Origin of the sequence: Pseudoalteromonas sp. UCD-33C, assembly GCF_001306895.1 — a bacterium.
Taxonomy (GTDB): Bacteria; Pseudomonadota; Gammaproteobacteria; order Enterobacterales; family Alteromonadaceae; genus Pseudoalteromonas.
In genome coordinates, this window is sequence record NZ_LJTB01000009.1 from 48,076 (window position 1) to 73,410 (window position 25,335).

General features: G+C 41.1%; 24 protein-coding genes. 17 read left to right on the forward strand and 7 right to left on the reverse strand.

What is annotated here, in order from left to right:
• The first annotated feature begins 52 nt into the window (after nucleotides 1–52).
• From AOG26_RS15460 to AOG26_RS15500, 9 genes are all read left to right on the forward strand, one after another.
• Nucleotides 53–1,132, forward strand: coding sequence for a pilus assembly protein PilM (locus AOG26_RS15460; protein WP_054563334.1), 1,080 nt, complete (start codon nucleotides 53–55; stop codon nucleotides 1,130–1,132).
• Nucleotides 1,120–1,692 (forward strand): PilN domain-containing protein, encoded by a 573-nt coding sequence (locus tag AOG26_RS15465; RefSeq protein WP_054563335.1) that lies wholly within the window; start codon nucleotides 1,120–1,122, stop codon nucleotides 1,690–1,692. The genes AOG26_RS15460 and AOG26_RS15465 overlap by 13 nt, the downstream gene beginning before the upstream one ends.
• Nucleotides 1,682–2,287 (forward strand): type 4a pilus biogenesis protein PilO, encoded by a 606-nt coding sequence (locus tag AOG26_RS15470; RefSeq protein ID WP_054563336.1) that lies wholly within the window; start codon nucleotides 1,682–1,684, stop codon nucleotides 2,285–2,287. The genes AOG26_RS15465 and AOG26_RS15470 overlap by 11 nt, the downstream gene beginning before the upstream one ends.
• On the forward strand, nucleotides 2,284–2,820 hold the full coding sequence (locus tag AOG26_RS15475; protein WP_054563337.1) for a pilus assembly protein PilP: 537 nt from the start codon (nucleotides 2,284–2,286) through the stop codon (nucleotides 2,818–2,820). Before AOG26_RS15470 ends, AOG26_RS15475 begins: the two co-directional genes overlap by 4 nt.
• Nucleotides 2,807–4,900: a type IV pilus secretin PilQ gene (locus AOG26_RS15480; RefSeq protein ID WP_082401713.1), complete on the forward strand. Its 2,094-nt coding sequence runs from the start codon at nucleotides 2,807–2,809 to the stop codon at nucleotides 4,898–4,900. Before AOG26_RS15475 ends, AOG26_RS15480 begins: the two co-directional genes overlap by 14 nt.
• 179 nt (nucleotides 4,901–5,079) lie before the next feature.
• The gene (gene aroK / locus AOG26_RS15485; protein WP_036973192.1) at nucleotides 5,080–5,598 is read left to right on the forward strand and encodes a shikimate kinase AroK; all 519 of its coding nucleotides are present in this window, start codon (nucleotides 5,080–5,082) and stop codon (nucleotides 5,596–5,598) included.
• Nucleotides 5,599–5,625: 27 nt separating this feature from the next.
• On the forward strand, nucleotides 5,626–6,696 hold the full coding sequence (gene aroB / locus AOG26_RS15490) for a 3-dehydroquinate synthase (protein ID WP_054563338.1): 1,071 nt from the start codon (nucleotides 5,626–5,628) through the stop codon (nucleotides 6,694–6,696).
• The gene (locus AOG26_RS15495; RefSeq protein ID WP_054563339.1) at nucleotides 6,696–8,096 is read left to right on the forward strand and encodes an AAA family ATPase; all 1,401 of its coding nucleotides are present in this window, start codon (nucleotides 6,696–6,698) and stop codon (nucleotides 8,094–8,096) included. Before aroB ends, AOG26_RS15495 begins: the two co-directional genes overlap by 1 nt.
• Nucleotides 8,097–8,149: 53 nt before the next feature.
• Complete coding sequence (locus AOG26_RS15500; RefSeq protein ID WP_054563340.1) at nucleotides 8,150–8,992, forward strand: Dam family site-specific DNA-(adenine-N6)-methyltransferase; 843 nt, start codon at nucleotides 8,150–8,152, stop codon at nucleotides 8,990–8,992.
• Here the strand turns inward: AOG26_RS15500 and AOG26_RS15505 are convergent.
• Nucleotides 8,964–9,149: a DUF2970 domain-containing protein gene (locus AOG26_RS15505; protein WP_054563341.1), complete on the reverse strand. Its 186-nt coding sequence runs from the start codon at nucleotides 9,147–9,149 to the stop codon at nucleotides 8,964–8,966. The genes AOG26_RS15500 and AOG26_RS15505 overlap by 29 nt on opposite strands.
• Before the next feature lie 5 nt (nucleotides 9,150–9,154).
• Complete coding sequence (locus AOG26_RS15510; RefSeq protein ID WP_054552801.1) at nucleotides 9,155–9,451, reverse strand: hypothetical protein; 297 nt, start codon at nucleotides 9,449–9,451, stop codon at nucleotides 9,155–9,157.
• A 333-nt stretch (nucleotides 9,452–9,784) separates the two neighbouring features.
• On the opposite strand from AOG26_RS15510, the gene rpe reads away from it, so the two are divergent.
• The 3 genes from rpe to trpS are packed head-to-tail and all read left to right on the forward strand — an operon-like array spanning nucleotide 9,785 to nucleotide 12,188.
• Nucleotides 9,785–10,471, forward strand: coding sequence for a ribulose-phosphate 3-epimerase (gene rpe / locus AOG26_RS15515; RefSeq protein WP_054563342.1), 687 nt, complete (start codon nucleotides 9,785–9,787; stop codon nucleotides 10,469–10,471).
• Nucleotides 10,468–11,133, forward strand: a complete 666-nt coding sequence (locus tag AOG26_RS15520; RefSeq protein ID WP_054563343.1) for a phosphoglycolate phosphatase — start codon at nucleotides 10,468–10,470, stop codon at nucleotides 11,131–11,133. The genes rpe and AOG26_RS15520 overlap by 4 nt, the downstream gene beginning before the upstream one ends.
• Before the next feature lie 50 nt (nucleotides 11,134–11,183).
• Nucleotides 11,184–12,188 (forward strand): tryptophan--tRNA ligase, encoded by a 1,005-nt coding sequence (gene trpS, locus AOG26_RS15525; protein WP_054552798.1) that lies wholly within the window; start codon nucleotides 11,184–11,186, stop codon nucleotides 12,186–12,188.
• Between the two features lie 128 nt (nucleotides 12,189–12,316).
• On the opposite strand, the gene AOG26_RS15530 is transcribed toward trpS, so the two are convergent.
• Complete coding sequence (locus tag AOG26_RS15530) at nucleotides 12,317–13,207, reverse strand: TraB/GumN family protein (protein WP_054563344.1); 891 nt, start codon at nucleotides 13,205–13,207, stop codon at nucleotides 12,317–12,319.
• 54 nt (nucleotides 13,208–13,261) lie between these two features.
• Nucleotides 13,262–13,453 carry a hypothetical protein gene (locus tag AOG26_RS15535; protein ID WP_054563345.1) on the reverse strand — a complete coding sequence of 64 codons (192 nt, stop codon included), beginning with the start codon at nucleotides 13,451–13,453 and terminating at the stop codon, nucleotides 13,262–13,264.
• A 276-nt stretch (nucleotides 13,454–13,729) separates the two neighbouring features.
• Here AOG26_RS15535 and AOG26_RS15540 point away from each other — a divergent pair, with 276 nt between their 5' ends.
• Nucleotides 13,730–13,975, forward strand: coding sequence for a hypothetical protein (locus tag AOG26_RS15540; RefSeq protein ID WP_054563346.1), 246 nt, complete (start codon nucleotides 13,730–13,732; stop codon nucleotides 13,973–13,975).
• Between the two features lie 14 nt (nucleotides 13,976–13,989).
• Here the strand turns inward: AOG26_RS15540 and AOG26_RS15545 are convergent, their stop codons facing one another.
• Both AOG26_RS15545 and uvrA read right to left on the reverse strand, forming a co-directional pair.
• Complete coding sequence (locus tag AOG26_RS15545; RefSeq protein WP_054563347.1) at nucleotides 13,990–15,045, reverse strand: hypothetical protein; 1,056 nt, start codon at nucleotides 15,043–15,045, stop codon at nucleotides 13,990–13,992.
• Between the two features lie 13 nt (nucleotides 15,046–15,058).
• Nucleotides 15,059–17,878 carry an excinuclease ABC subunit UvrA gene (gene uvrA / locus AOG26_RS15550; RefSeq protein WP_054563348.1) on the reverse strand — a complete coding sequence of 940 codons (2,820 nt, stop codon included), beginning with the start codon at nucleotides 17,876–17,878 and terminating at the stop codon, nucleotides 15,059–15,061.
• Nucleotides 17,879–18,040: 162 nt separating this feature from the next.
• Here uvrA and AOG26_RS15555 point away from each other — a divergent pair, with 162 nt between their 5' ends.
• The 4 genes from AOG26_RS15555 (at nucleotide 18,041) to AOG26_RS15570 (ending at nucleotide 24,209) form a co-directional block, all read left to right on the forward strand.
• Nucleotides 18,041–19,408 (forward strand): MFS transporter, encoded by a 1,368-nt coding sequence (locus tag AOG26_RS15555; RefSeq protein WP_054552792.1) that lies wholly within the window; start codon nucleotides 18,041–18,043, stop codon nucleotides 19,406–19,408.
• A 20-nt stretch (nucleotides 19,409–19,428) separates the two neighbouring features.
• Nucleotides 19,429–20,118 carry a single-stranded DNA-binding protein gene (gene ssb / locus AOG26_RS15560; protein ID WP_054563349.1) on the forward strand — a complete coding sequence of 230 codons (690 nt, stop codon included), beginning with the start codon at nucleotides 19,429–19,431 and terminating at the stop codon, nucleotides 20,116–20,118.
• A gap of 169 nt (nucleotides 20,119–20,287) precedes the next feature.
• Complete coding sequence (locus AOG26_RS15565; RefSeq protein WP_054563350.1) at nucleotides 20,288–22,267, forward strand: methyl-accepting chemotaxis protein; 1,980 nt, start codon at nucleotides 20,288–20,290, stop codon at nucleotides 22,265–22,267.
• A gap of 217 nt (nucleotides 22,268–22,484) precedes the next feature.
• Complete coding sequence (locus tag AOG26_RS15570) at nucleotides 22,485–24,209, forward strand: EAL domain-containing protein (protein WP_054563351.1); 1,725 nt, start codon at nucleotides 22,485–22,487, stop codon at nucleotides 24,207–24,209.
• Here AOG26_RS15570 and AOG26_RS15575 read toward each other — a convergent pair.
• Nucleotides 24,206–25,105, reverse strand: coding sequence for a 1-aminocyclopropane-1-carboxylate deaminase/D-cysteine desulfhydrase (locus tag AOG26_RS15575; RefSeq protein WP_054563352.1), 900 nt, complete (start codon nucleotides 25,103–25,105; stop codon nucleotides 24,206–24,208). The two genes, AOG26_RS15570 and AOG26_RS15575, sit on opposite strands and share 4 nt — an antisense overlap.
• Nucleotides 25,106–25,335: the final 230 nt, after the last annotated feature.

The following is a 25,335-nucleotide window of genomic DNA, read 5'->3' on the forward strand; positions in this document are numbered from 1 at the left end:
CAGATAAAAATTATAACTTGTTTATTATTAAAACAAAGGCCAAGTTGCAAACATGCTAAGTCAGCTATTTAAAAAGCCTTCATCTATGATGGTAGGAATCGACATCGGATCGCACTGTATAAAAGCAGTGTTGTTGCAAGAGACAGACGCAGGTTTGCGGCTTGAAGCGTTAGCTATTGAACCTATGCCTAAAGGCGCTATGTCTGAGCGTTCTATTCAAGACATAGAAGCGATAGGTAATGTTATCGCTAAACTAAAAAGAAAAATTCCTAAATCAGTGCAAACCGCAGCAGTAGCTGTTTCAGGTCAAACTGTAATTACGAAAGTGATTTTTATGGATGTATCATTAACAGATGCTGAATTAGAGTCACAAATTGCCATCGAAGCTGATAGTTTAATCCCATATCCACTTGATGAAGTAAATATCGATTTTGAAAAACTTGCCATCAATGAAGCTGATCCAAGTAAAGTGAATGTTCTTCTCTCTGCTGCGCGAACTGAAAGTGTGCAAGCGCGAGTTGGTGCTCTTGAAACAGCCAACTTAAAAGCTGCGGTTGTCGATGTAGAAACTTATGCGCTAAGTCGAGCAATGGATGTGTATTATCAACAATTACCTAGTGATGCATACAATAAATGTGTCGCTGTGGTTGATATTGGTGCTGTGCTGATGCTTGTTAGCGTTGTACAAGAAGGTGAAACAATTTACACCCGTGACCAAGTATTTGGTGGCGACCAGTATACCAATAGCATTGTTGCGTATTACAACAAAAGCTTTGATGAAGCTGAAATTGGTAAAACAACGGGTGACTTACCACCAAATTATACCTTCGAAGTTTTAGCCCCATTCCAAACTTCATTGTTACAACAAGTTCGTCGAGCAGTGCAGATGTTCTTAACAACCAGTGGTAAAGATCAAGTTGATTACATTGTTCTGACTGGCGGCACAGCCATGATCGAAGGCTTAGATAGGCTCCTAATTGAAGAGCTTGGTATTCACACTGTTGTTGCTGAACCATTTGCTAACATTGAAATTTCGCCAAAGATTGATCGCAACATGCTGCAGCGTCACCGCACTCAATTTGCGATAGCCACAGGGTTGGCATTAAGGAGCTTTTCATCATGCCACATATAAACCTGCTGCCTTGGCGCGAACAACAAAGAAAAGACTCACAAAATAGGTTCGTTACTGTGTTATTCGGCGTTGTTGTCGTTAGCTTCTTAAGTATGTATTTACTAAGCTCTTTTTATGGCGGATTACGCGATGGGCAAAATGTAAAAAATAACTTTTTGAATACAGAAATAGCTTTATTGAACCAACGTATCCGTGAAATTAACGAACTTGATAAGAAAAAAGAAAACTTACAACAGCGTATGCGTCTAATCGAAGAGCTACAAAGTAACCGTAACCTAGGTACACAAATCATGGATGAAGTCGCCAAGATTGTTCCTGCTGGGGTTTATTTAACGAAACTTGAACGTCGTGATGACCGCATTCATGTAATTGGCCGCAGTGAATCAAATAACCGTTTATCTACCATGCTGCGTCAAGTTCAGAGCTCATATTTATTAGAACGACCTATTATGCAAGGTATTGTCGCAGGTGAACAAACCTCAAGATTATTGAGTGACTTTAATATGGATTTTTACGTTAAACCATTTGATCAGATAGGTGAGGCACGCAATGAACCTTGATATCAAAGCGTTAACAGACATAGATTGGAATGAAATTGAGCTTGAAAACATGGGCGATTGGCCTATTGCTGTTAAAGCTCTGTGCTGTGCGTTTGTGGCTGCGCTGGTTTTATACTTTAGTTACAGCTTATTAGTTTCTGACGAAATCGCCAGTTATCACAGTGCCGTAGCCAAAGAAACCGAGCTACGCCAAACATACAAAGCAAAATATGCTATTGCGAGTAATTTAGAGATTTATCGCCAGCAAATGGTTGAGATGGAAGATAAGTTCTCGCAGCTATTAAAGCGCTTACCAACCTCGAACGAGACACCTGGTTTGTTAGACGACTTATCTTACGTTGGCACTACTAGTGGTTTGACGTTTTTGAAAATTGGCTGGTTACCTGAAGTTGAAAAAGAGTTTTATACAGAGCTGCCAATTAAAATAGAAGTCGTCGGGACGTACCATGAATTTGGTGAATTTGTTGGTAAAGTTGCTCAGTTACCGCGAATTGTAAGTTTGCATGACTTTACTATTCAAACTCTCGGCAATAATGAACTCACTTTTAGTGTTGTTGCTAAGACTTATCGTTATGAAGGGGGCACTAAAAAATGAAAAAGCTTCCCTTGATTATTGCGATGACACTTGTACTTAGCGCGTGTAATGATGATACTTCAGAACAAAAAGAGTTTATTGATCAGGTTAAAGCAAGTACAACACCTAAAGTTGAGCCGATTCCTGAGATCACTAAGTTCGAGCACTTTGCTTATAATGCCGGAAAATTACGTAGTCCATTTGTGGCGCCTAAACCGGAAATTATTCAGAGCAATTTAGTGCAAGTTAAAAACTGCTTACACCCAGATCCTGATCGTGTTCGTCAACCACTTGAAAAGTACCCGCTAGATAACCTTGTTATGCAAGGAACTATTGGCCGTGTTGGTAATACGTGGGCACTGATAAAAGCTGCAGACGATACGCTTTATCGAGTTACTGTAGGTAATTATATTGGTTTGTATCACGGTGAAATTAAACAAGTGCACGACAATTATATAGAATTATTAGAATTAATCCCGGATGGGGCTGGTTGTTGGAAAGAGCGCCTGACTAAGCTAGAAATGTTAGAGGCGGAAACAAATGGTGCAAGTTAATCTTATGAAAGGTAAAAAGAAGATGCATAAAGGAATGGCTTGGTTAAAACACATGCATAAATTCATGTTAGCTGCATTAGCCTTAATTTTGACGCAGACAGCAATCGCTGCCCCTTTACTGTATGACGTACGTTATAACCCGCTAATGAAAGGCGAAACACAATTACAGCTAGTATTTGATGAAGCGCTAACATTTGAACCAAAAGTTCAGGTATATAACGCCCCAGCTCGTATTGAAATGCTTTTCAGCAATGTAGGTGTTGATAATGAAGTGCGTGATGTGCCAGTTAACCAAGCAGGTATCCAGCATGTAACCAGCACCTTGACCGCAGACGGTTTAAAAGTTGTTGTAACGTTAGATAAGCTAAAAATTTATAAAACAATGGCGAAAGACAATATCGTTACTTTGCATGTTTCAGATAACCCAATCGCAACGGATGATTCAGCGGATGGACTGACAGCGTCTAGCAACTTTATTAATACAGTACAGTCGATTGATTTTCGCCGTGGTGAGAAAGGCGAAGCTCGCCTGTTAGTTTTTTTACAAGATACGCAAGCAGCAATTGATGTTCATGAGAGTGGCGGCAAAATTATTGCTGAGTTCCACCACACTGATATTTTAGACGACTTATTGTATCAATTAGATGTGATGGATTTTGGTACGGTTGTAAGTAACATCGAAACCTTCAAAGAAGGTAATATGACGCGCATTGTGGTTGAGCCAAATGCAGCGTTTAAGTTTACTCACCAACAAATTGAAAATATCTTTACGCTAACTGTTGAAAAAGATGATACACAGCGTGCCTACCTCGAAGGCGGTATTGAATATCAAGGTCGCCCAATGAGCCTTAATTTCCAAGATATTCCAATTCGCTCTGTGTTACAGATTATTGCAGGCTATAACGAGTTTAACTTAGTAACCAGTGACTCAGTTACAGGTAATATCACATTGCGTTTAGATGGAGTTCCTTGGGATCAGGCACTTGATGTTGTGCTTAAAATTAAAGGTCTTGATAAGCGCATGGACGGTACTATTTTGATGGTTGCACCATCAGAAGAACTTGCCGCACGTGAAGCAAAAGAGCTTAAGGCAAAACAGCAAGTTGAGGATTTAGAGCCACTTTACAGTGAATATATCCGCCTTAACTATGCTAAAGCAGAAGAGTTTGCTGACTTATTGAAAACAGACACCAACAGCATTATTTCTGCGCGAGGCAGTGTGTCTGTTGATAAACGTACTAATACCTTACTTATCAAAGATACAGCGAAAAGCATCGAAAGCGTGCGCCGTATGGTGGAAACTTTAGATATTCCTGTTAAGCAAGTGGTGATTGAATCACGTATGGTAACAGTGAATGATAATGTGCAAGAAGACTTAGGTGTGCGCTGGGGTATCAGCGATGTAGGAAGCGACGGTGCTATCTCTGGCACATTAGAGGGCGCTGGTGGTATGTTTGGTGCTGGCTCTTACGATAATATCCCAAGTATTTCTGACCGCTTAAATGTTAACTTACCGGTTTCTAGCCCTGCGGGTAGTATTGGTGTTCAAGTAGCTAAATTAGCTAACGGCACTATATTAGATTTAGAGCTAAGTGCTCTTGAAGAAGAAAACCGTGGTGAGATTATCGCAAGTCCTCGTATTACGACGGCTAACCAACAAAAAGCCCGTATTGAGCAAGGTACTGAGATCCCTTACGTTGAAGCAGCATCAAGTGGTGCAACGACAGTAACCTTCAAAAAAGCAGTATTGAGCTTAGAAGTAACGCCACATATCACCCCTGATAACAAAGTGATTTTAGATCTCGTTATCACGCAAGACACGCGTGGTGATACAGTACAAACACCAACAGGTTCTGCTGTAGCAATTAATACCCAAGAAATTCAAACTCAGGTATTAGTAGAAAACGGCCAAACTGTGGTGCTTGGTGGTATCTTCCAACAGCAAATCGTTAACTCAACTAAGAAAGTACCTCTGTTAGGCGATATTCCTTACTTAGGCGTATTGTTCAAAAGTACGAGTGAATTTAACGAGAAGAAAGAGCTGTTAATCTTTGTAACACCAAAAATTCAAATCGATTAAGTGATTTTTTCTTAAGCAACGAGCAATTAGCATGTTTAATTGCTCGTTATCTAGCTTTTTATGCTAATTGACTTGAAATACCCAAGCAATTACTGAGATAATCCCCTCCTTAATTTTGGGGCCAGGTCGTTAGGCGGGGTTTTATTTCAAATTTTAGAGTTCGTTTGTACTAAAAAGATATGGCTGAGAAACGTAATATATTTCTAGTGGGCCCTATGGGGGCTGGCAAAAGCACAATTGGTCGTCACATTGCTGACCAATTACACCTTGAATTTTTCGATTCAGATCAAGAGATCGAGCGTCGTACTGGAGCAGACATTGCTTGGGTATTCGATCTTGAGGGTGAAGAGGGCTTTCGACTTCGTGAAGAAACTGTAATTTCAGACCTAACTGAGATGCAAGGTATTGTTCTTGCAACTGGTGGTGGTTCTGTGATCAGTAAAGAAGTGCGTAACAAGCTATCTGCTCGCGGTATCGTTGTATACCTAGAGACACCAATCGAAAAGCAAGTTGCACGCACGCAGCGCGACAAGCGTCGCCCATTATTGCAAACAGAAGAAGCACCGCGTGATGTATTAGAACGCTTAGCTGAAGAACGCGAACCGTTATACAAAGAAGTTGCTGATTTTGTTGTCCGCACTGATGAGCAAAGCGCGAAAGTTGTTGCTAATCAAATCATCGAGAAATTAGATTTTTAAAAACCAATAATAAAAAGGAAACTAGCTATGCTTGAATTAACAGTTAATTTGGACGAGCGAAGTTATCCTATTTATATTGGTCAATCTGCTCTTAAAGAGACTGGTCGACTACGCGAGCACATCGGCGATTGTCGACCTATCATTATCACCAACGACACCATTGCACCTTTATATCTTGATGATGTAATGACGTCGTTGGTTGATCTTAACCCGTTATCTTTTACCATCCCTGATGGCGAACAATATAAATCACTTGAGTGGTTTGAAAAGATATCGGCGTTCTTACTTGAACATAACTGTGGTCGAGATACATGCCTTATTGCCTTAGGTGGCGGTGTTGTAGGTGATCTAACGGGTTTTGTTGCTGCATGTTACCAACGTGGCGTGCCTTTTATTCAAGTACCAACTACCTTGCTTTCGCAAGTGGATTCATCGGTTGGAGGCAAAACGGCAGTAAACCATCCACTTGGTAAAAACATGATTGGTGCGTTTTACCAACCACAAGCCGTGTTTATCGATACGCAATCACTTCATACTTTACCTGAGCGTGAATTCGCAGCCGGTATGGCAGAAGTCATTAAATACGGCCTTATTTACGACACTGAATTATTTGCTTACCTAGAGCAAAATATCGCTAACCTTAAATCACTTGATGAGCAAACATTGCAGCATGTGATTTACCGTTGTTGTGAAATCAAAGCCTTGATTGTTGCACAAGATGAAAAAGAAGCAGGGTTACGCGCCTTACTTAACCTAGGGCACACCTTTGGACATGCTATCGAAGCACAAATGGGTTACGGTAATTGGCTACACGGCGAAGCCGTTGCCGCAGGTATGGTGCTGGCAGCACGCCTTGCACATACCCGTGATGACTTAACTGCTACAGAAGTTGAACGCATTGTTAAATTGATTGCTGAGTATGATTTACCAGTCGATATTCCTGCAGAAATGACAAGCGAGCAGTTTTTAACGCATATGCGTAAAGATAAGAAAAACAAAAAAGGCACTATTCGCTTTATTCTTCCTACCCAATTTGGTCAATGTGCGCTGGTAAGTGATATTACTGATCAGCAGGTTTGTGATTTAATAGCGCGCTAATGCAATCGCAAATATTGCCTAGCCGTGCTGCGCTAGTTGATCGAATCGCTCTGCAGTTTGAATATGGGCAAAATCTAATTTGCTTACTTGGCCCGTCAGGCCTTGGTAAAAGCTATTTATTAGAAACCTTCATTACTGATAAATACCTCGACTTTAATAAAGCGTTTGTTCAGTTGTCTGGAAAAATGACCGACCAACAGTTTATGACTGAACTGTTAGAACAAAGCTTTAGCAACCCACTAATTGATCACTCTTTGAGTTTGTCTGAAAACTTCTATCAACTCTATAAGCAACAGCCTTGTGGTGATTGTTTATGGGTGATTGATGGAGGGCGTCATTTATCTGAAGAGTTAATTCAGCAATTAGAAATTCTTGCCAAGCAAAGCCCGAGCACGTTATACATATTGATTGCATCACAATCGGTCGGCCAGTTTAGCCAAGCGGTCGAAATTCACCTTGAAGCGCTTAACTTGAGCGAAAGTAAGCAACTTATGCGTTGGTTTTTCGATAACCTCCCTGTTGAAGAAGACCCAGTTTTTCGCACATTTTTACAAGAAGCGCATGGTAACCCTGCCTTATTGCTAGCTTGGCAGCCTGAACAGCAAACTGCGGATATTCGCGCACCCGAGAAAAGCTATAAACTGCTTTATATAATTTTGCTCTTAATCACAACCATGCTGCTGATCATTGGCTTTTTATATAAAGCTGATATGACCGAGTGGTGGAAAGCACATTACCAACAAGATACAACAAGCTCTGTGGCAACTGCATTACCTGCAGAAGCAGTAGTTAATGGCCCTGTAGAGAGTAAAGAGCTCGTTACAGAACAAGCTCAAGATGAGCCTCCAGCACAGCAGTCAGTTGCTACTAATGATGATGATAACACGACTCAGGCTGCCGAGATGCCAGTTGATGGCTCTGACAGTAAAAACCATGACAATGAAAGTCATAACAATAACGTGGCTGCGATTGTTGATAGCCTTTTGCCAGTAGAGCCAGTTACACAAGAGACTGAGCAACCAACGACAGATGAAGTTGTAGCAGCTATTATCAGCGATGCTGAGCAAGCCGAGTCTGCAATTGAGCCAGAGCAGCCATTAGCAGGAAATGCGTGGTATTTGTCTCAGCCAGACGACAATTTTGTAATCCAATTACTAGCGGTCACTAAGCAAGAGATCAGTGATAAGTTTATTAATGAAAATGGCTTGCAAGGGCAGGTAAATACTTACCAAAGCTTACGGAGCGGTAAGTCGTGGTGGATCGTAACTTATGGCAGTTATGCCACACTGAATGATGCTAAGAAGGGCGTAACAACACTTTCTGATAATGTGCGTAAAAATCAGCCGTTTTATAAAAAAATAAGTAAAATTAAACAAGAAATCGCTTCACTAAATCAGTAAATTAAAACTGATTAGTGTAAAATCGCGCAACACCGAATTGAAGTTAAGAGCAGATGCAGCAAAAGACCAGAGCCTTCCTTAAATGGGCGGGTGGAAAATACAGCCTAGTTGAAGATATTCGTACCCGCTTGAAGCAAGCGAGTATGGATGCTGACACCTTAGTTGAACCTTTCGTTGGTGCTGGCTCTGTATTTCTCAATACTGATTTTAAGCATTATATTTTAAATGATATTAATGCGGATCTGATCAACCTGTACACTGAGCTAAAGCGCACGCCTGACGAGTTTATCAGCGATGCAAAAAAACTATTTGTAGAGCTCAATAACCATCCTGAAGCCTATTATGAGTACCGTGTTCAGTTTAATCAGAGCAGCGATGTGTATGAGCGCGCAATTTTATTCTTATACATGAATCGTCATGGTTATAACGGTCTGTGTCGCTACAATCTTAAAGGTATTTTTAACGTTCCTTTTGGTAAATATAAGCGCCCGTATTTTCCTGAAAAAGAAATGCACTTCTTTGCTGAAAAAGCTCAGCAAGCCACCTTTACGTGTTTAGGTTATGACGAGGTCTTTAAGCTCATTCCTAATAATGCGGTTGTGTATTGCGACCCACCTTATGTGCCGTTGAGTAAAACAGCATCATTTACTTCTTACGCTAAAGGCGGTTTCAATTTAGATGATCAAGCAAACTTGGCGAATTTAGCTGAGCAAGCAGCATTCGAAAATAACACGCCGGTACTTATTTCTAACCACGATACGGTGTGGACTCGTAAGATCTACAGCCAAGCATCACTGGATGAAATTCAGGTAAAACGCACGATTAGCCCGAAGGGCGGTTCACGTAATAAAGTGAATGAGCTAATGGCTATGTATTTAGCACCAAAGAAACGGTGAAATAAATCGCTGCTACAAACAGGCTGAATAAAACGAGGGCAATGACGATAATAGTACTGAGCGAGTGCTCTTTAAAGTCAGCTTGACGCTTATTTTCTGATTGCACACCAAAAAATGCCGCAAAGACACTTTGTAATGCACTAATGAATTTGTTCATGCGATTTAGAACTTAGAACCTAAACCGCTAACTTTCTTAGACTCTTCACTACTTGTTAATAACTCAAGTAAATCAAGATAATGGAACTGAGCGCTGCGGCTATCACCCGTTAACCAAGAAAACCATCCTGTTTCTTGTTCTGCTTTCATACATTGAGCAGAAGATGATGATGCGTTAAGCGTATTGCATGAGCAGCCAGACGCCGCTGCTAAAAAGTCGTCTTCATCAGCAGATGAGAAAGATACAAACGCAGCAACCGTAAGTGCGGACGCGATTAAGATCCCTATTTTAAAAGCACGCATGAGAATAACCCTTGTTTGTGTTATTTAGACAAGCATACATAACAATTGCTCAAATAACAAACTTAATTACGGCTGAATTAAATAAAAATTTAATAAAATTAGCCTTTTAAAGTAAATTTTATGTTTATATTTTGTTTCATTTAAATGCATTTATGCAAGCAGTTGAATAGAACGATTGTTCAATTTTTGATTAAATTTACATTAATTCAATAAGCTAAAAGGATTGGCCTTGAGCAATAGCGTTTTAACAGTTAGCTGTGGTGTTTTAATCAGCTGTCGATTGGGTTACATTATGCGCTCTTCTTGCAGTCGCAAATTATGATGGAATCTCTCATGTTGGAAACATTACAAAAGTATTTAATAGCCCCTTCTATTTTATCAGCTGATTTTGCCCGTTTAGGTGAAGATGTTGATCGAGTACTCGCAAGTGGGGCAGATGTTGTACATTTTGATGTAATGGATAACCATTATGTGCCAAACCTAACCTTTGGCCCAATGATTTGTAAAGCACTGCGCGATTACGGTATTACAGCCCCGATTGATGTGCATCTTATGGTGAAACCTGTCGATCGCCTAATTCCCGACTTTGCTGAAGCGGGCGCTTCTATTATTAGCTTTCACCCTGAAGCAAGTGAGCATATTGACCGTACCTTACAGCTTATAAAAGACAGCGGTTGCCAAGCTGGGCTTGTATTTAATCCTGCAACCAGCCTTAGCTACCTTGAGCATGTGCTCGATAAAGTTGATGTAGTGCTATTAATGTCAGTTAACCCTGGCTTTGGCGGCCAAAGCTTTATTCCTCATACCCTCGAAAAGCTTCGCCAAGCGCGTAAAATTATTGATGACTCGGGTCGCAATATTCGTTTAGAAGTTGATGGTGGCGTTGGTGTTGATAACATTGCTGAAATTGCAGAAGCGGGCGCTGATATGTTTGTTTCAGGCTCAGCGATTTTCAATCAACCAGATTACAAGGCTGTTATCGATGCGATGCGCAGCGAGCTTGCAAAGGTTGAGTCATGAAATACGATGCGGCATTTTTCGATTTAGATGGCACCTTAGTCGACAGTGTTTATGATTTATACATTGCGATGAATCTGACTCTAACTGACCTCGCATTTCCGGTTGTTACACAAAAGCTAGTTGAGAGCTGGGTAGGTAATGGCATAGAAACACTTGTAAAGCGTGGTTTGAGTGGCGATATGCAAATCAGTGAGCATTTAGATGAAGCCCTTACTGAGCGTGCAATTAATTTGTTCTATCAGCACTATGACCAAGTTGTAGGTGACTACAGTGCGCTTTATCAACATGTAGAAACTGGGCTTGCTGCACTTGCTGGTATTCCAAAAGTGGTGATCACCAATAAGGCACGTCGTTTTACCGAAAAGTTACTTGATAAGCTTTCACTGACTAGTCATTTTCAGTTGATTGTATGTGGTGATGATATGGCAAAGAAACCATCACCTGAGCCTTTACTATTTGCTTGTCAGCAATTAGATGTCAGCCCAGCCAAAGCGGTTATGATAGGCGACTCAAAAAGTGATATTTTGGCAGCAAAAGCTGCTAAGGTTGACGTTGTCGCACTCGGTTATGGCTATAACCAAGGTGAAAACCTCGCTGATTTCAATCCAGAGTACCTCTGCGAGAATTTCTTAGATATAATACCCGTTCTTACCCAAAGGTAAGTGCATTTTAATTTCGTCTTTTTAGTTTAGTAAAAATATAAAGGAACATCATGAGTAAACCAGTAGTGTTAAGTGGCATTCAGCCAACCGGTGGTATGACAATAGGCAACTATGTTGGCGCTATTAACCAGTGGCTTAAGCTACAGGAAGACCACGAAAGTTTCTTTATGTTAGTAGATTTACACGCCATTACTGTACGCCAAGATCCTGAGCAGCTACGCTCGCGCGTGCTGGACGGTATTGCGCTTTATGCTGCATGTGGTATCGACCCAGAAAAAGCGGCGTTATTCGTACAATCTCAAGTGCCAGAACATGCACAGCTTAGTTGGGTTTTAAACTGTTACGCTCAAATGGGTGAGCTTAACCGTATGACGCAGTTTAAAGATAAGTCTTCTAAGCATGCTAATAACGTGAATGTGGGTTTGTTCTCTTACCCTGTACTGCAAGCTGCAGACATCTTGTTATACCAAGCAGATCAAGTGCCAGTGGGTGAAGATCAAAAGCAACACCTTGAATTGACACGTGATATCGCAACACGTTTTAACAACCTATACGGTGACGTGTTCAAACTACCTGAACCATACATTCCTGAGTTCGGCGCACGTGTAATGAGCTTACAAGATCCGCTCAAGAAAATGTCTAAATCAGATGAAAATCCAAACGGTTACATCATGTTATTAGATGAGCCGAAGAAGATTGAAAAGAAACTGAAAAAAGCAGTAACTGATTCAGACGAGCAAGCTCGTATCTACTTTGATCGTGAAGAAAAACCAGGTGTATCTAACCTACTTACTTTATTATCAGTTGCAACTAAGCGCTCAATTGAAGACTTAGTGCCTGAATATGAAGATAAAATGTATGGTCACCTGAAAAAAGACACTGCAGCAGCGGTCGTTAATATGATTGAGCCAATCCAAGCGCGCTTTAAAGAAATTCGCGAAGATCAGTCACTACTTGATAGCATTATGAAGTCAGGTGCTGAAAAGGCGAGTATTCGCGCTGAAAAAACATTAAAAGCAGTCTACGATGCGGTAGGTTTTATTCCTCGCCCGTAAGCTTGCACAAATTATTGAAATAAAAATACCGCCTTAGAGCGGTATTTTTTTATTAAAAGCTCAGCACAATTAAAACAGTAAATAAGCAGATAAGTGCGGCAGCGGTTTTGTCTGTTTTTTCCATTTTCTTACTCCTCATCAGCGCTCAACTGTGCAATCACGTAGCCTTTACTTTCTAACAAGGCTAATAGGCTATCTTCACCGGCCAAATGAGCAGCGCCAACAAGTACCAACTCTTTTTGCTGATCAGTAAAGTAATCCTCAATATGATTAAGCCAATTCAAATTACGTTGCTTAATGAGTATTTGGTAGGTGAGGGGATCATGTTGTTTTAATGGCATGATAGTTAGCTCATTCATTGCGTGCATATCGCCATTGCGCCATGCATCAAGCATTGCACTGTAAAGCGCTTGGTAACTTGATACTTGCGCTAACTGTGACTGAATATAGGCATCTTCGTCTTGGCTGCCTAATTGCTTAAAAAGGTGTAATTGGAATGCCAAGGTTTCGAGGTAAGCTAATTCTTTGCTGTCTTGTTGGGCTCGCTTTGCGAAATAGCTATCAACACCTTCACCGAAAAGCTGTTGTTTTTGTAGTTCTAGCGACATCATCAGCAAGCTCACCATAAAAGGGCGAAAGCTGTCGAGTTCGCTAAGTTGCATATCGTATTGAGTAAGCTGTGCTTCTAATTGTTTTTTTACTTTTGCAGAGAGCTTACTACTTAATGTTTCACCAGTTTCGTAACTCAGTGCTTTAAGCATAGTAAGTTGTGCTGAGCTATTACTTGGCGCTGGCATATCGGCTTCAAGTACTAGGGTATCGGCTTGTTTATATGCTTGATTAAATTCAGCTGGTAGCGGTAGTTCCTTGGGCGGTAAAACATGAATTGAACCCGCAATGTATATAAATTCATCACCTTTACTTACCTGCCAAACGGCACTTTTTGCTGTACAAATACTCGTTGTTAACAAGCATGATGCAGCAATTGTTGAGAGCAGTAATTGAGTTAGTTGTTTCATTCTTTTAGCCTGTTAATTGAAAAAGCTTGCCCAATGTTCTGGGCAAGCAGGGCATTACTTGTTGAGTTTTAACTCAATTTGATGGTCAACTTTTTTGTTCATTTGCTCGATAGAAACCTCGATAGATATCTCAAAATGTTGTTCTAATTTTTGAGTATCTTGGCTATCAAATAAGGGGGTTGGCAGTGTAACAACAAGCGTGCTTACTGCGAGTATCGACACTATTTTTAAAGCTGAGTTGCTCATAACTTTATTCTCTTAATTGGTTGATTAGTTTTATCAGCGAAGCAAAGTTGGTTGGTGGCCCGTTGATGGAAACTACAATAGCGAGGAATTTACATAGAGTCGCTTATCTAGTTCTAAGGGATTTATATATAAGGTTTTAAAATGTTAATTTTAATAGTTTCAATGGTTTAAGTTTAATTCTTATGAGGGGAAATAAGGTTTTAAATCATTTTATTTTTGTGTTTTTGCCTATTGATGATATTTGAATGTAGCAAATAGGAACTTGGAGGTTTTGATATGGGTTTTAAAGTAAAACATTATGCGGCTAAAACTGTACCTGCGAATAGCTCATTAGAATGGGAGCTAACCTTAACTGAGCTTATCATTGGTAGCCTTTGTGCTGCATTCGCTAAGATCGGCTATGATGCTACTATGTTACTTATTTTTATACCTAATTTAGTAATCGCCTTAGTTTGCTTTGGTTTTATTGGGCTTTCGATATTTCATTTTATAAGAGAAAAACGCAGCAAGCCAAGCGAGTAATATTGATTGCTGCGCTATTTTTCTACTGGGGTAACGCCTGGCGAGTCACAAGCAATGACTTCAAATCGATAGCCATATTCAGCATGGTGATCAGGGGTTACTTGCACTATTTCGTAATCATTCAGCTCAACGGCTTTACTGTTTTCTGCTTTTAAACAGCGTGAATAGCTATCGGCTTCAAAGCTGTAAGCAAACATCGCAATTAAACGTTTGCTACGCTCAAAGTAACCTTTGGTATCTAGAAACTGACGAAGGTTTTCGGCGGTTTCGCTGTCACCTTCTATATTGACGTCTTGGTTAGGGGCTGAGCTTTCTTCACTTTCAGGAAGTTGTTGCTCAAGCTTTTCACCGAGTTGTTCGACTGCTTTTTGCTGCTCTTCACCAGATTCTTTGGCAATGACTTTGCTATCCAAAAAGGTGCTAACCATGTTGTCGAGCACTTCTTCAGGTGGCTGATCGTCGATAAACGAAATCAGGTTAATAAATACCACTGATGCTAAAACAAAGCGCACGATGGCAGTTAATAGAGGTGAGTAGCTTTGGCTTATAAATTTAATTCGCTCAGAGCCAAATGGCTTTATTAGTAATAAAACAAAGATATAGAAAGGTAAAAAAAGTTGAAATAACAATAAAGTCCCTAGGGTTATTCCCATTGCCCAAGGGGGTAAATATAACAGGGTGGCAAAGTTATGGGTGTAATTAAAGTGACTAGCTGAGACATGAGTTACATCATTAACTATGCCGCTCGCACCGGCCAACACAAAATTAGCGATACTGGCATAGAAGATTAAAATTAGTGCTTTGCCGGCAAGCGAGTGCCAAAGTTGGTTAAACTTGGGCCAAAATTCAATAACAAGCGCAATAATGGTGATGGTGGCACTTAACCAGCCCGATTGCAGAACAATCAGGCTGCTTAATGCTAAAAGATAGAGCTTTTGTGCGGTACTTAAGTTAAACCAAATGGCTTGTAATCGTTCAACCAGCCTCGTTTTATGAGGCTGCCAGCTACGTTGCTGTTGTTGAAACTGTTTATTAGCGCGCCATTTTGCAATTTTTAAATACCTACGCACGCAATATCCTTTTTTATAGTAGTGGTTTTAAGTACCTTCCTGTGTGTGAACGCTCACACTCGGCAACGTCTTCAGGTGTACCAGAAATTAAAATTTCACCACCGCCAGAGCCACCTTCTGGGCCTAAGTCGACAATCCAGTCTGCGGTTTTGATCACATCAAGGTTATGCTCAATAACAACAATGGTATTACCGTGATCGCGTAAGCGGTGAAGTACTACTAATAATTGCTGAATATCAGCAAAGTGTAAACCCGTAGTTGGTTCATCAAGGATATATAAGGTTTTACCGGTATCGCGTTTTGAAAGTTCACGAGCCAGTTTCACACGCTGCGCTTCACCACCGGAGAGGGTAGTAGCAGCTTGACCTAAGCGAATATACGACAAGCCTACATCCATTAAGGTTTGCAGTTTACGTGCAATAGCCGGAATTTTATCAAAATAGTCACGGGCATCTTCTACGGTCATTTCGAGTACTTGGTGAATGTTTTTACCTTTGTACTGTACTTCGAGGGTTTCACGGTTGTAGCGCTGACCTTTACATACATCACAAGGTACATATACATCAGGTAAAAAGTGCATTTCTACCTTGATCACGCCATCACCTTGGCAAGCCTCACAACGACCACCTTTAACGTTAAAGCTAAAGCGACCGACCTTATAGCCACGCGAACGGGCTTCTTGAGTGCCTGCAAATAGCTCACGAATACCGGTAAAAATACCGGTATAAGTGGCAGGGTTTGAGCGCGGAGTACGGCCAATCGGGCTTTGGTCAATATCAATCACTTTATCAAAATGATCTAGGCCCTTGATTGACTTGTACGGAGCCGCTTCAGCGGTCGTTGCGCCATTTAACTCGGTATGAGCCAGCTTAAATAAAGTGTCGTTGATAAGCGTCGATTTACCTGAGCCTGATACGCCGGTGATACAGGTCATTAAGCCAAATGGAATACGTAAATCAACGTTCTTTAAGTTGTTACCTGTGGCACCAAATAGCTCAAGCCATTTGTCGTTGGTTTGATGGCGAGCCTCCGGTACTTCGATTTTCTTTTCGCCAGAGAGGTACTGACCTGTGATTGAATCTTTACTGGCTAGAATATCGTCATGGGTACCTTGTGCAATAACATGGCCGCCATGAACACCGGCACCCGGGCCGATATCGATAATATGGTCTGCAGCGCGAATAGCATCTTCGTCATGCTCAACCACAATGACGGTGTTGCCTAAATCGCGTAAGTGAATAAGGGTTTTTAGTAGGCGGTCGTTATCGCGTTGGTGCAAACCAATTGATGGTTCATCCAATACGTACATAACACCAACAAGACCTGCACCAATCTGACTTGCTAAACGAATACGCTGTGCTTCACCACCTGACAGGGTGTCGGCACTTCGCTCAAGTGATAAATAATTAAGGCCTACATTAATTAAGAAAGATAAACGGTCGCGAATTTCTTTAAGGATTTTTTCGGCAATTTGGGCGCGCTGACCGGTGAGATTCAAACCATCAAAAAATGCCATGCTTTCACCAATACTCATTGTGGTGATAGCTGGCAGGTTTGTTTGGCCAATAAATACGTGGCGAGCTTCTTCACGAAGTCGCGAGCCATGACAGCTCGGACACGCTTGGCTTGTTTGGTATTTAGCAAGCTCTTCGCGAACTGAGTTTGACTCGGTTTCACGGTAGCGGCGATTCATATTATTTAAAACGCCTTCAAACTCATGGTTACGTGTAATTAAATCACCACGGTCGTTACGGTAATTAAAGGCAATTTTAGTTTTACCTGAACCTTCAAGAATCACCTTTTGCGCATCTTTACCAAGTTCTTGGAAAGGCACTTCTAGGTCAAACTTATAATGCTCTGCGACAGCTTGCAGCATTTGGAAGTAATAAAAGCTACGTTTGTCCCAGCCTTTGATTGCACCGCCCGATAAGCTTAGTTCAGGATTTTGCACAACACGGTTTGGATCAAAATACTGGCGCACACCTAAACCATCACAGCTTTGACACGCACCCGCCGGGTTATTGAACGAGAATAAACGCGGCTCAAGTTCACTCATGGCATAGCCACACGTTGGGCAGGCAAAATTAGCAGAAAACAGCATGTCTTCGCTGAGTGAGTCGTCCATAGCCGCTACATGAGCAATACCACCTGATAGCTCAAGGGCCGTTTCGAATGATTCAGCTAAGCGCTGTTGTTGGCCATCTTTTACTTTAAAGCGGTCAACCACGACCTCGATAGTATGCTTTTTATGAAGCTCAAGAGTTGGTGGATCTGATAAGTCACATACTTCGCCATCGATACGGGCGCGAATAAAACCTTGGCTTGCGAGTTGCTCAAGCAGTTTAACGTGCTCACCTTTACGGTCTTTTACCACCGGTGCTAATAGCATTAGCTTGCTACCTTCTGGTAAGGCTAAAACCGTATCGACCATTTGGCTGATAGTTTGTGCGGCAAGTGGCAAGTCGTGAGTGGGGCAGCGAGGCTCACCTACACGGGCAAATAATAAACGAAGGTAATCGTAAATCTCGGTAATAGTACCGACCGTTGAACGCGGGTTATGTGACGTTGATTTCTGTTCGATAGAGATAGCTGGCGATAAACCTTCGATGTGATCAACATCGGGTTTTTCCATTAGCGATAAGAACTGTCTTGCATACGCTGACAGTGATTCAACATAACGACGTTGCCCTTCTGCATACAAAGTATCAAACGCTAAAGACGATTTCCCTGAACCAGATAGGCCAGTGATAACTATCAGCTTATCACGGGGAATGGTTAGGCTGATGTCTTTTAAATTGTGCGTACGGGCGCCTCGGACTTCAATGTTTTCCATGCTATCTCGTTTTATTACCTAATTATTTTTTCAGTATCTCATAATACGCGATAAGATTAATCCTTGATCAAAGAAAAAATCATCACTTACAGGTGATTATTTAGTTTTCGCTTGTGGTAGAATCCACGCTCAAATTTTAATAGACAGCAAGATCAGTAATTCATGACAGCATCTTCACTCAACTCTCGAGAAAAACGCGCAGCCGTTTCGTTGGCGAGCGTCTTTGCATTCCGTATGCTTGGCCTATTTATGCTGATGCCAGTATTGGCGATTTATGGTCAGCAATTAGAAGGGTTTTCGCCGCTTTGGATTGGCTTTGCTATTGGTGCTTATGGTTTAACGCAAGCCGTGCTGCAAATCCCTATGGGTTGGTTGTCTGATAAAATTGGTCGTAAAAAAGTGATTATTGGTGGCCTTTGTGTGTTTGCACTTGGCTCTGTTATTGCTGCAACCGCTGAGTCTGTGCAAATGGTTACGCTTGGGCGTGCACTACAAGGCATGGGGGCGATTGCCAGTGCTTTATTGGCGCTTGCTTCTGATTTAAGCCGTGATGAACAACGTCCGAAAGTTATGGCCGTTATTGGTATGTGTATTGGTATGAGCTTTGCCGTTGCTATGCTACTAGGGCCAATTGTTGCTGCATCATGGGGGGTTGCTGGGGTATTTTGGCTTACCGCAGGACTGGCCATTTTAGGTATTTTAATAGTGTTGTTTTTGGTGCCAAATGCTGTCAATAAGGCGCCAAAAGGTGACACACTTGCTACCCTTGATGATATTAAGCAACTAATTAAACATCCACAATTAGCACGCCTTGATTTTGGTGTGATGCTGCTTCATCTTACATTAACTACCGTATTTGTAGCCTTGCCAGGCCAGCTTATAAAAGATGGCTTAGTTGCAGACCACCATTGGTATTTATATATACCTGTACTGTTTTTAGCGTTTTTCTTGATGGCACCAATGATGATTGTGGCGATCCGTAAAGAAAAAGAAAAACAAGCCTTTATTGGCTCAATCGCGCTGCTTGTTTTAAGTATGCTAGCGATGTCGTTATGGGTTGATTCGGTGATTGGCATCGGTATTTGTATGTTGGTTTACTTTATTGCTTTTAACTTTTTAGAAGCAACCATGCCAGCACTTGTTTCGCGTATTGCTCCTGCAAACCAGAAAGGTTCTGCGATGGGAGTATTTTCATCTACGCAGTTTTTTGGTGCCTTTTTAGGTGGTTTATTAGGGGGTTACGTTGCTCAAGCATTAAGTGCGCAAGCAGTGTTTGCGGCGGCGGCACTTGTTGGGGTAATATGGCTTATCCTTGCTTGGAATATGCAAGTCCCACCAAGAAGTAAAATAATTAGCTTAATGACTGAATTAAGTTCAGAGCAGCAGGCACAAGCGCTTGCTTCTCGTCTTGTTGCTTTACCGGGCGTAATTGAAGCAACGGTTGTCTGTGATGAAAATCGCAGCTATTTAAAGATTAATGATAAAGAATTTGACCTAGACCAAGCACGCAAAGTGGCTGGTTTAATCTAACGTTTTATAGGAGAAGTTCCATGGCACGCGGTGTGAACAAAGTTATCTTGGTTGGTAATTTAGGCCAAGATCCAGAAGTACGTTATATGCCTAATGGCAATGGCGTAGCGAATATCAGCATTGCTACGACAGATAGCTGGAAAGATAAAAACACAGGGCAAATGCAAGAGCGTACTGAATGGCACCGTGTCGTGTTATTTGGCAAACTAGCAGAAGTTGCTGGTGAGTATCTTCGTAAAGGTTCACAAGTGTACATTGAAGGTCGTTTACAAACGCGTAAATGGACTGACCAATCAGGCCAAGAAAAGTACACTACAGAAATCGTGGTAGACATGGGCGGTCAAATGCAAATGTTAGGCGGTCGTGGTGAGCAGCAAGGTGGTGGCTATCAAGGTGGTCAATCACAAGGCGGTTACCAAGGTGGTCAACAACAAGGTGGCGGTTACGGCGGTGGTGCACAGCAATCACAAAGCAATAATAGCTATGCTCCACAGCAACAGTCTGCGCCAGCACAGCAGCAACAGCGTCCACAACAGCAATCTGCACCACAACAGCAAAGTAATAACCAATATGGTGGCGGTTATGGTCAGCAGCAAAGCAGCGCACCTCAACAAGGCGGTTTTGCTCCTAAGCCACAAAATGCACCACAAGGCGGCGCATCAAACCCAATGGAACCACCAATCGACTTTGATGACGATATCCCGTTCTAGACAAAGACAAAACTGTGTAATTAGTTTTTAAGAAGCCCTGCATTAGCAGGGCTTTTTTATGTGCGAAAGTTAATGCTTAATCTAAAAGCAAGTTGGTAGGCGGAATTGGCTATATTCAAAACCTGGTCTAAGTTTATAGAACCTTAATTCCACAACTTTATTATTAACTATGCAACTTTTAAGGAAGATAAGTTTTCAACAGGCGCTAGCAGCGGTTATCGCTTTTGCTTTGGTTGTGATGTTTGCAGCGTCTTATACTGTGATCAATGAGTCGCTTGTTAGAAAAAGCACAGTTGAGAAAGATGCCGTATATATACGTGAAGCTTTAATGATTGATGAGATAGCTCACGAAACGGCTGTTGAACGAGGCTTAACTGCGGGCCTAATTGGCTCTGGCTATAGTCAAAATAAAGAGTGTGTTGCACAGCAGCGTGTAGTGGTCGACAAAGCATTTGATAAATTTGCCCGTTACACTCAGCAGCATAAGGTTTCATCAACACTATTCAATGCGGTATTAGCAAAACATAAGAAAATCACTGAGCTGAGAGAAAGTGTCGACAAGAAGCAAGGTAAACAAGCGTTTGTGGTCTATTCTGATTCAAACAAGTTTATGCTCGATGTTGCCAACAGGCGAGTCTCACAGGTCAAGCAAAGTGAGGCAATCGCTTCTGGTCTTGCAATAGTCGAAATGTCTTTATTGAAGGAAAGGCTTGGGCAAGTGCGAGGTAAAGTGAATGGTGTCTTATCTTCAAAATCGATTTCTGAGAGTAATCAAGTCTTAGTCAGTAGCTATTTTCACAATATTGAAGAGACCTTGTTTTTGCTTTCTTTAACACTTACAGGTGATGCTGATAAAAAATGGCTAGCAGAATTGACCAACTCACAAACTTATCAAGATGTAAAAAGCATTGTTGAAAAGCTTAATCAAGAAAGTGGTGAGTTATCTTTAAGCTATCCAACACCAGCAGATTGGTTTGCTCAGTCCACTGAGTTAATAGGTAAGGTCCGTAAGCATATTCTAAATAAGCAGCAAGCTTTAGAGTCGCTGATTGAGCAAAGTCGTAGTAGTGCAAATACTAAGGTTTATGCCACTAGTGGTTTTGCCATTATTCTTATAGGTTTGTTCTTTGCTTTTGGGTTATTCGTTATTAAGTCGCTGGCGAGAAAAGTAACTAGGGTTAGAGATGTGATTAGCACTATTGCTACCAGCCATAATTTAGCGGTGAGAATTAACGATAATTCGAGTGATGAAATTGGTGCAATCTCCAGAAGCGTTGATGAGCTCGTCGATGCGCTTACCGATTTAATTAGACAAGTTCAGCAAGCAAATAACACCAGCGAATCCAGTGTTCGGTCATTAATCACATTTGCTACTGAGCTATCTGCGCGTGTTGAAAATATCAATTTAACAACAGCAACTTTGCATGATAATTTCTCTAGGCTTTATAGCCAGATTGAGCAAATAGCAGTATCTGCAGAAGAAAGCTCTAAAAACACCATAAAGGCGAATGAGCTATCAGCAAGTACTAAACAAATTATTGGTAGAAATAAAGCAAGTATTAGCTCGTTGTCAGAGTTAATACAGCAAGCCCATGAGCAATCAGATGCCCTAAGTGCTAAAACAAATAGTATTCAATCTGTACTCGATACAATTTCGAGTATTGCAGAGCAAACGAATTTACTAGCATTGAATGCGGCAATAGAAGCCGCTCGGGCAGGGGAGCAAGGCCGTGGCTTTGCCGTTGTTGCTGATGAAGTTCGTGGTTTAGCCACACGTAGCCAAGACTCTACATCTGAAATATCTTCAGTACTTGATGATATAAAACAGCAGGTTCAGCAGTTGCAGGTGTATATGGAAAATACCTCTGACTCAACGCAAATGGTCAGTGATAATAGTGAACAAGCGTTATCGAATATAGATACGTTAACAGCGAATATTGCTGATGTGAGTAGCCAAACAAATACGGTATCCGATGCGATTGAATCGCAAAGTCAGCTTGCTGAAGAAGCGAGCAAAGCAAGCCAAAATATCACTTCAAACATGCATGATGTTCAAAACGAATTAGCGTTACTTGAGAAGTTAATTGCAGATTTAGAAAATGCACAGCGAAGAACATCCGATGCCCTAAATGTGTTTAAAGTTGATTAGCAACTGCGTTGATTTTGAGGAAGCTTCAGCACTGCAAACTTTCTTACTACTCTTTAAGTAGCAGTTTGCCAGTTACAAAATAATTCTCATTAACTGTTTTTGCTAGGTGTTTAAAATTAAAAAGCTTTTGACAGCGCTGGTTCTAGGATATTTCTGATATTGCTTTAAATCGCCCTGCAGCCTTGTATTTATAGGGTTCTTGAACAACACTTTGTATATGTTTAAGCAACTAACCTGTGAAATGAAACGAGACTTAAGTTCACAAATAAAGCAACCGGTGGTCATCTATGTGGCGGCCGCTTTTTTGCTATTAGTTGTTTTTAATATTTTCTTAAGCGATGTGTTGCACGACAAAGTTCATCGCACCGGTACAGAGCTTGCCAAGCAAGTGTATGAGTTAAACCTCGACCCGATTGCCTCGCAAGATATTATTGCTACCTTAGTTAAGAGCCAGGGCTTCGCAATGAACGCCAGTGATGTACCACATAACTTTGCAAACTTTATCGACTTAGAGCAAGAAGTGTTTAGCTATAAAACGGTTAACTTGCGTTTATTTCATTGGCCTTCTTGGTTGGTCGAAAGTCACTTATTTATTTTCCTAAATTTAATATTGCTTGGCACTGGGTACTGGGGTTTCCGCTGGTGGAAAAAAATGTTCAAGCAATTAGCAATAGCAGAAAAACCGTTGAGCAAACCATTTGAACAATTAAACACTCAGGCTACGGCCAAGAAAGTTGCACCACCTAAACCTTTAGGTCATCAGGATTTAAATATTTTGTATGGTGTACCAACAAACTATAACCATCTGTTTGCGCTATTCTTTTGGAAGAACCCTTTCCCTGCTAACCTCGACGTTGATAATTATTTTAAGTTAGTTATAGCAAAAGGATTTGGTGAACTTGTAAATCGCTCTGTGAAATTATTGCCATCGGGTGGTATTGCCGTGACCTTAAACAGTGTGCCTGCCACCGAGGTTGATAAATACACTAAACGATTACATCAGGTTATATATCAAGCTTGTTTAAATTATCGTAGTGACTTGTCTCGTGCTGATATAAAAATTGGTGTGTGTAATTACCGCACAGGGGCTGATCAGGCCGTGGTTTATCAGCTTACTAAATCAGCATTAGCGCTGGCGAAACAAAGTGCTTGGCAGCACATTCATCGCTTACCCTTTGGTCATACGCAGTCAAGCATGCTTGCTGATAGTAAAGAACACCTATTTGAGTACATTAAGAAAAAACATTTTATGTTGTTTTTTCAGCCTTTGTTCGACTTACAAACAGGCGATATTTTACAGCATGAGGCGTTGATCCGTATTCGCCACAAGAGTTTAGGCTTGCTTGCGGCTCGGCATTTTATTCCTCATATGAGTAGTAAAAAAGATGTCTTGTTATTGGACCAAACTGTGATTTCTCAAGTGAAGAAAATGCTGCTGAACGAAACGGGCTCATTAACGGTGAGTATAAACTTACACGCAATGAACTGGTTTAATGACGAGTTTTGGCTGTGGTTTAAACAGCAAATGGAAGGGTTTAATAGCGCAGACAAATTGCAATTTGAATTAAGCGAAGATGATTATCTAAAACAGCATAAAAAGCTCAGTGAACAGTTTGAATGTTTAGAGAAACTGTCTGCTGGTATTGTTATTGATAACGTGCGAAGCGCAGAACATATAGCAATTTATAGAAATATCAAAAATGTATGCAGTATTAAGTTAGCATTTGAACTGATCCACAATATTGACACCAACACCCAACAGCAAAAAATTGTAAAGCAAATAATTTCTAAGGGTACAGAGCTAAACTTTCCTGTTTATGCAGTTGGAGTAGAAACACAGAACGAACTTGCGACCTTAAAAAACCTAGGGATCATTGCAGCTCAAGGCTTTTACTTTGCTGAGCCATTGCAAAAACTGGCGGATATTACACCTTACAGCTAGTCAATTAGCCCTCGGTACTTAAGGCCGTCTAAACCTTGTAGCCCACCAGTGTGCACTGCAATGATATGCGTTCCTTCACTAAAGTAACCTTGCTCTATTAATTGCCAAACGGCATAGAGCATTTTGCCGCTGTAGATTGGCTCAAGCGGGATTGCGTGTTGCTCACTAAAGGTTTGGCAAAATTGCCACAAGTCATCGCTAAACTTTCCGTAGCCTCCATCATGAAAGTCGCAAAGCAGCTGCCAGTTTTGTTGTTGATTTGCTTTAATACTTAGCTGCTTTATCTCATCAATTAAGTAGTGCGCTTGCTTCAGTACTGCGACACCTAACAGCTTTGTGTGTTGTGGTGCACCTTCGATTAAACCTGCCAGTGTGCCGCCACTACCAGTTGGGCAAACAATCACATCAGAGCTTGGTAGGCTTTGCGCTAATTCTTTACAGCCTAAAAGTGCGGCTGTGTTAGTGCCGCCTTCTGGCAATATGTAGGCATTCGGAAACTGCGCTTGTAACTGTGCTAAATACGTTTGGTCGTGCCTTAAGCGGTAAGTAATTCGATTTACTGGGTGTAAGCTCATACCGCATTGCTTTGCGTAGTTGAGTGTTGGATTTGCTTCGTCTAGCTCAGGGCCGCGAATAATACCGTGGGTTTTAAAGCCAAATAGTTTACCTGCAGTTGCCGTGGCATGAATATGATTTGAAAACGCGCCACCAAAAGTGAGTAGTTCAGATTTACCCTGTTGCTGCATAACATCTAAGTTAAACTTTAGCTTACGCCATTTGTTGCCACTAATTTGCGGATGAATAAGATCATCTCGCTTGATGCTCAGCTGAATTTTACGTGCAGCTAATAAGGGGTGATGAATTGTTTGTACTGGTGATTCAAAAGAACTATTCACGGCATTAATTTTCGTAAAAAAACACGTCTTATTGTAGCAAAGTCGTCTTACAGATAGAAATTAGTCAATTAAACTCAAATGATTTTGTTATTTACTGGCATCAACTAAGGTAATAGATGTAAACTCAGATAATAATTGAACAAAGCTTGTGTTTTGCCTTGCAAGTACATAGCATAAGAGTTTAATTATAAAAAAATAATAATGACCAAATAATTGCCGCTTTTTGGGAA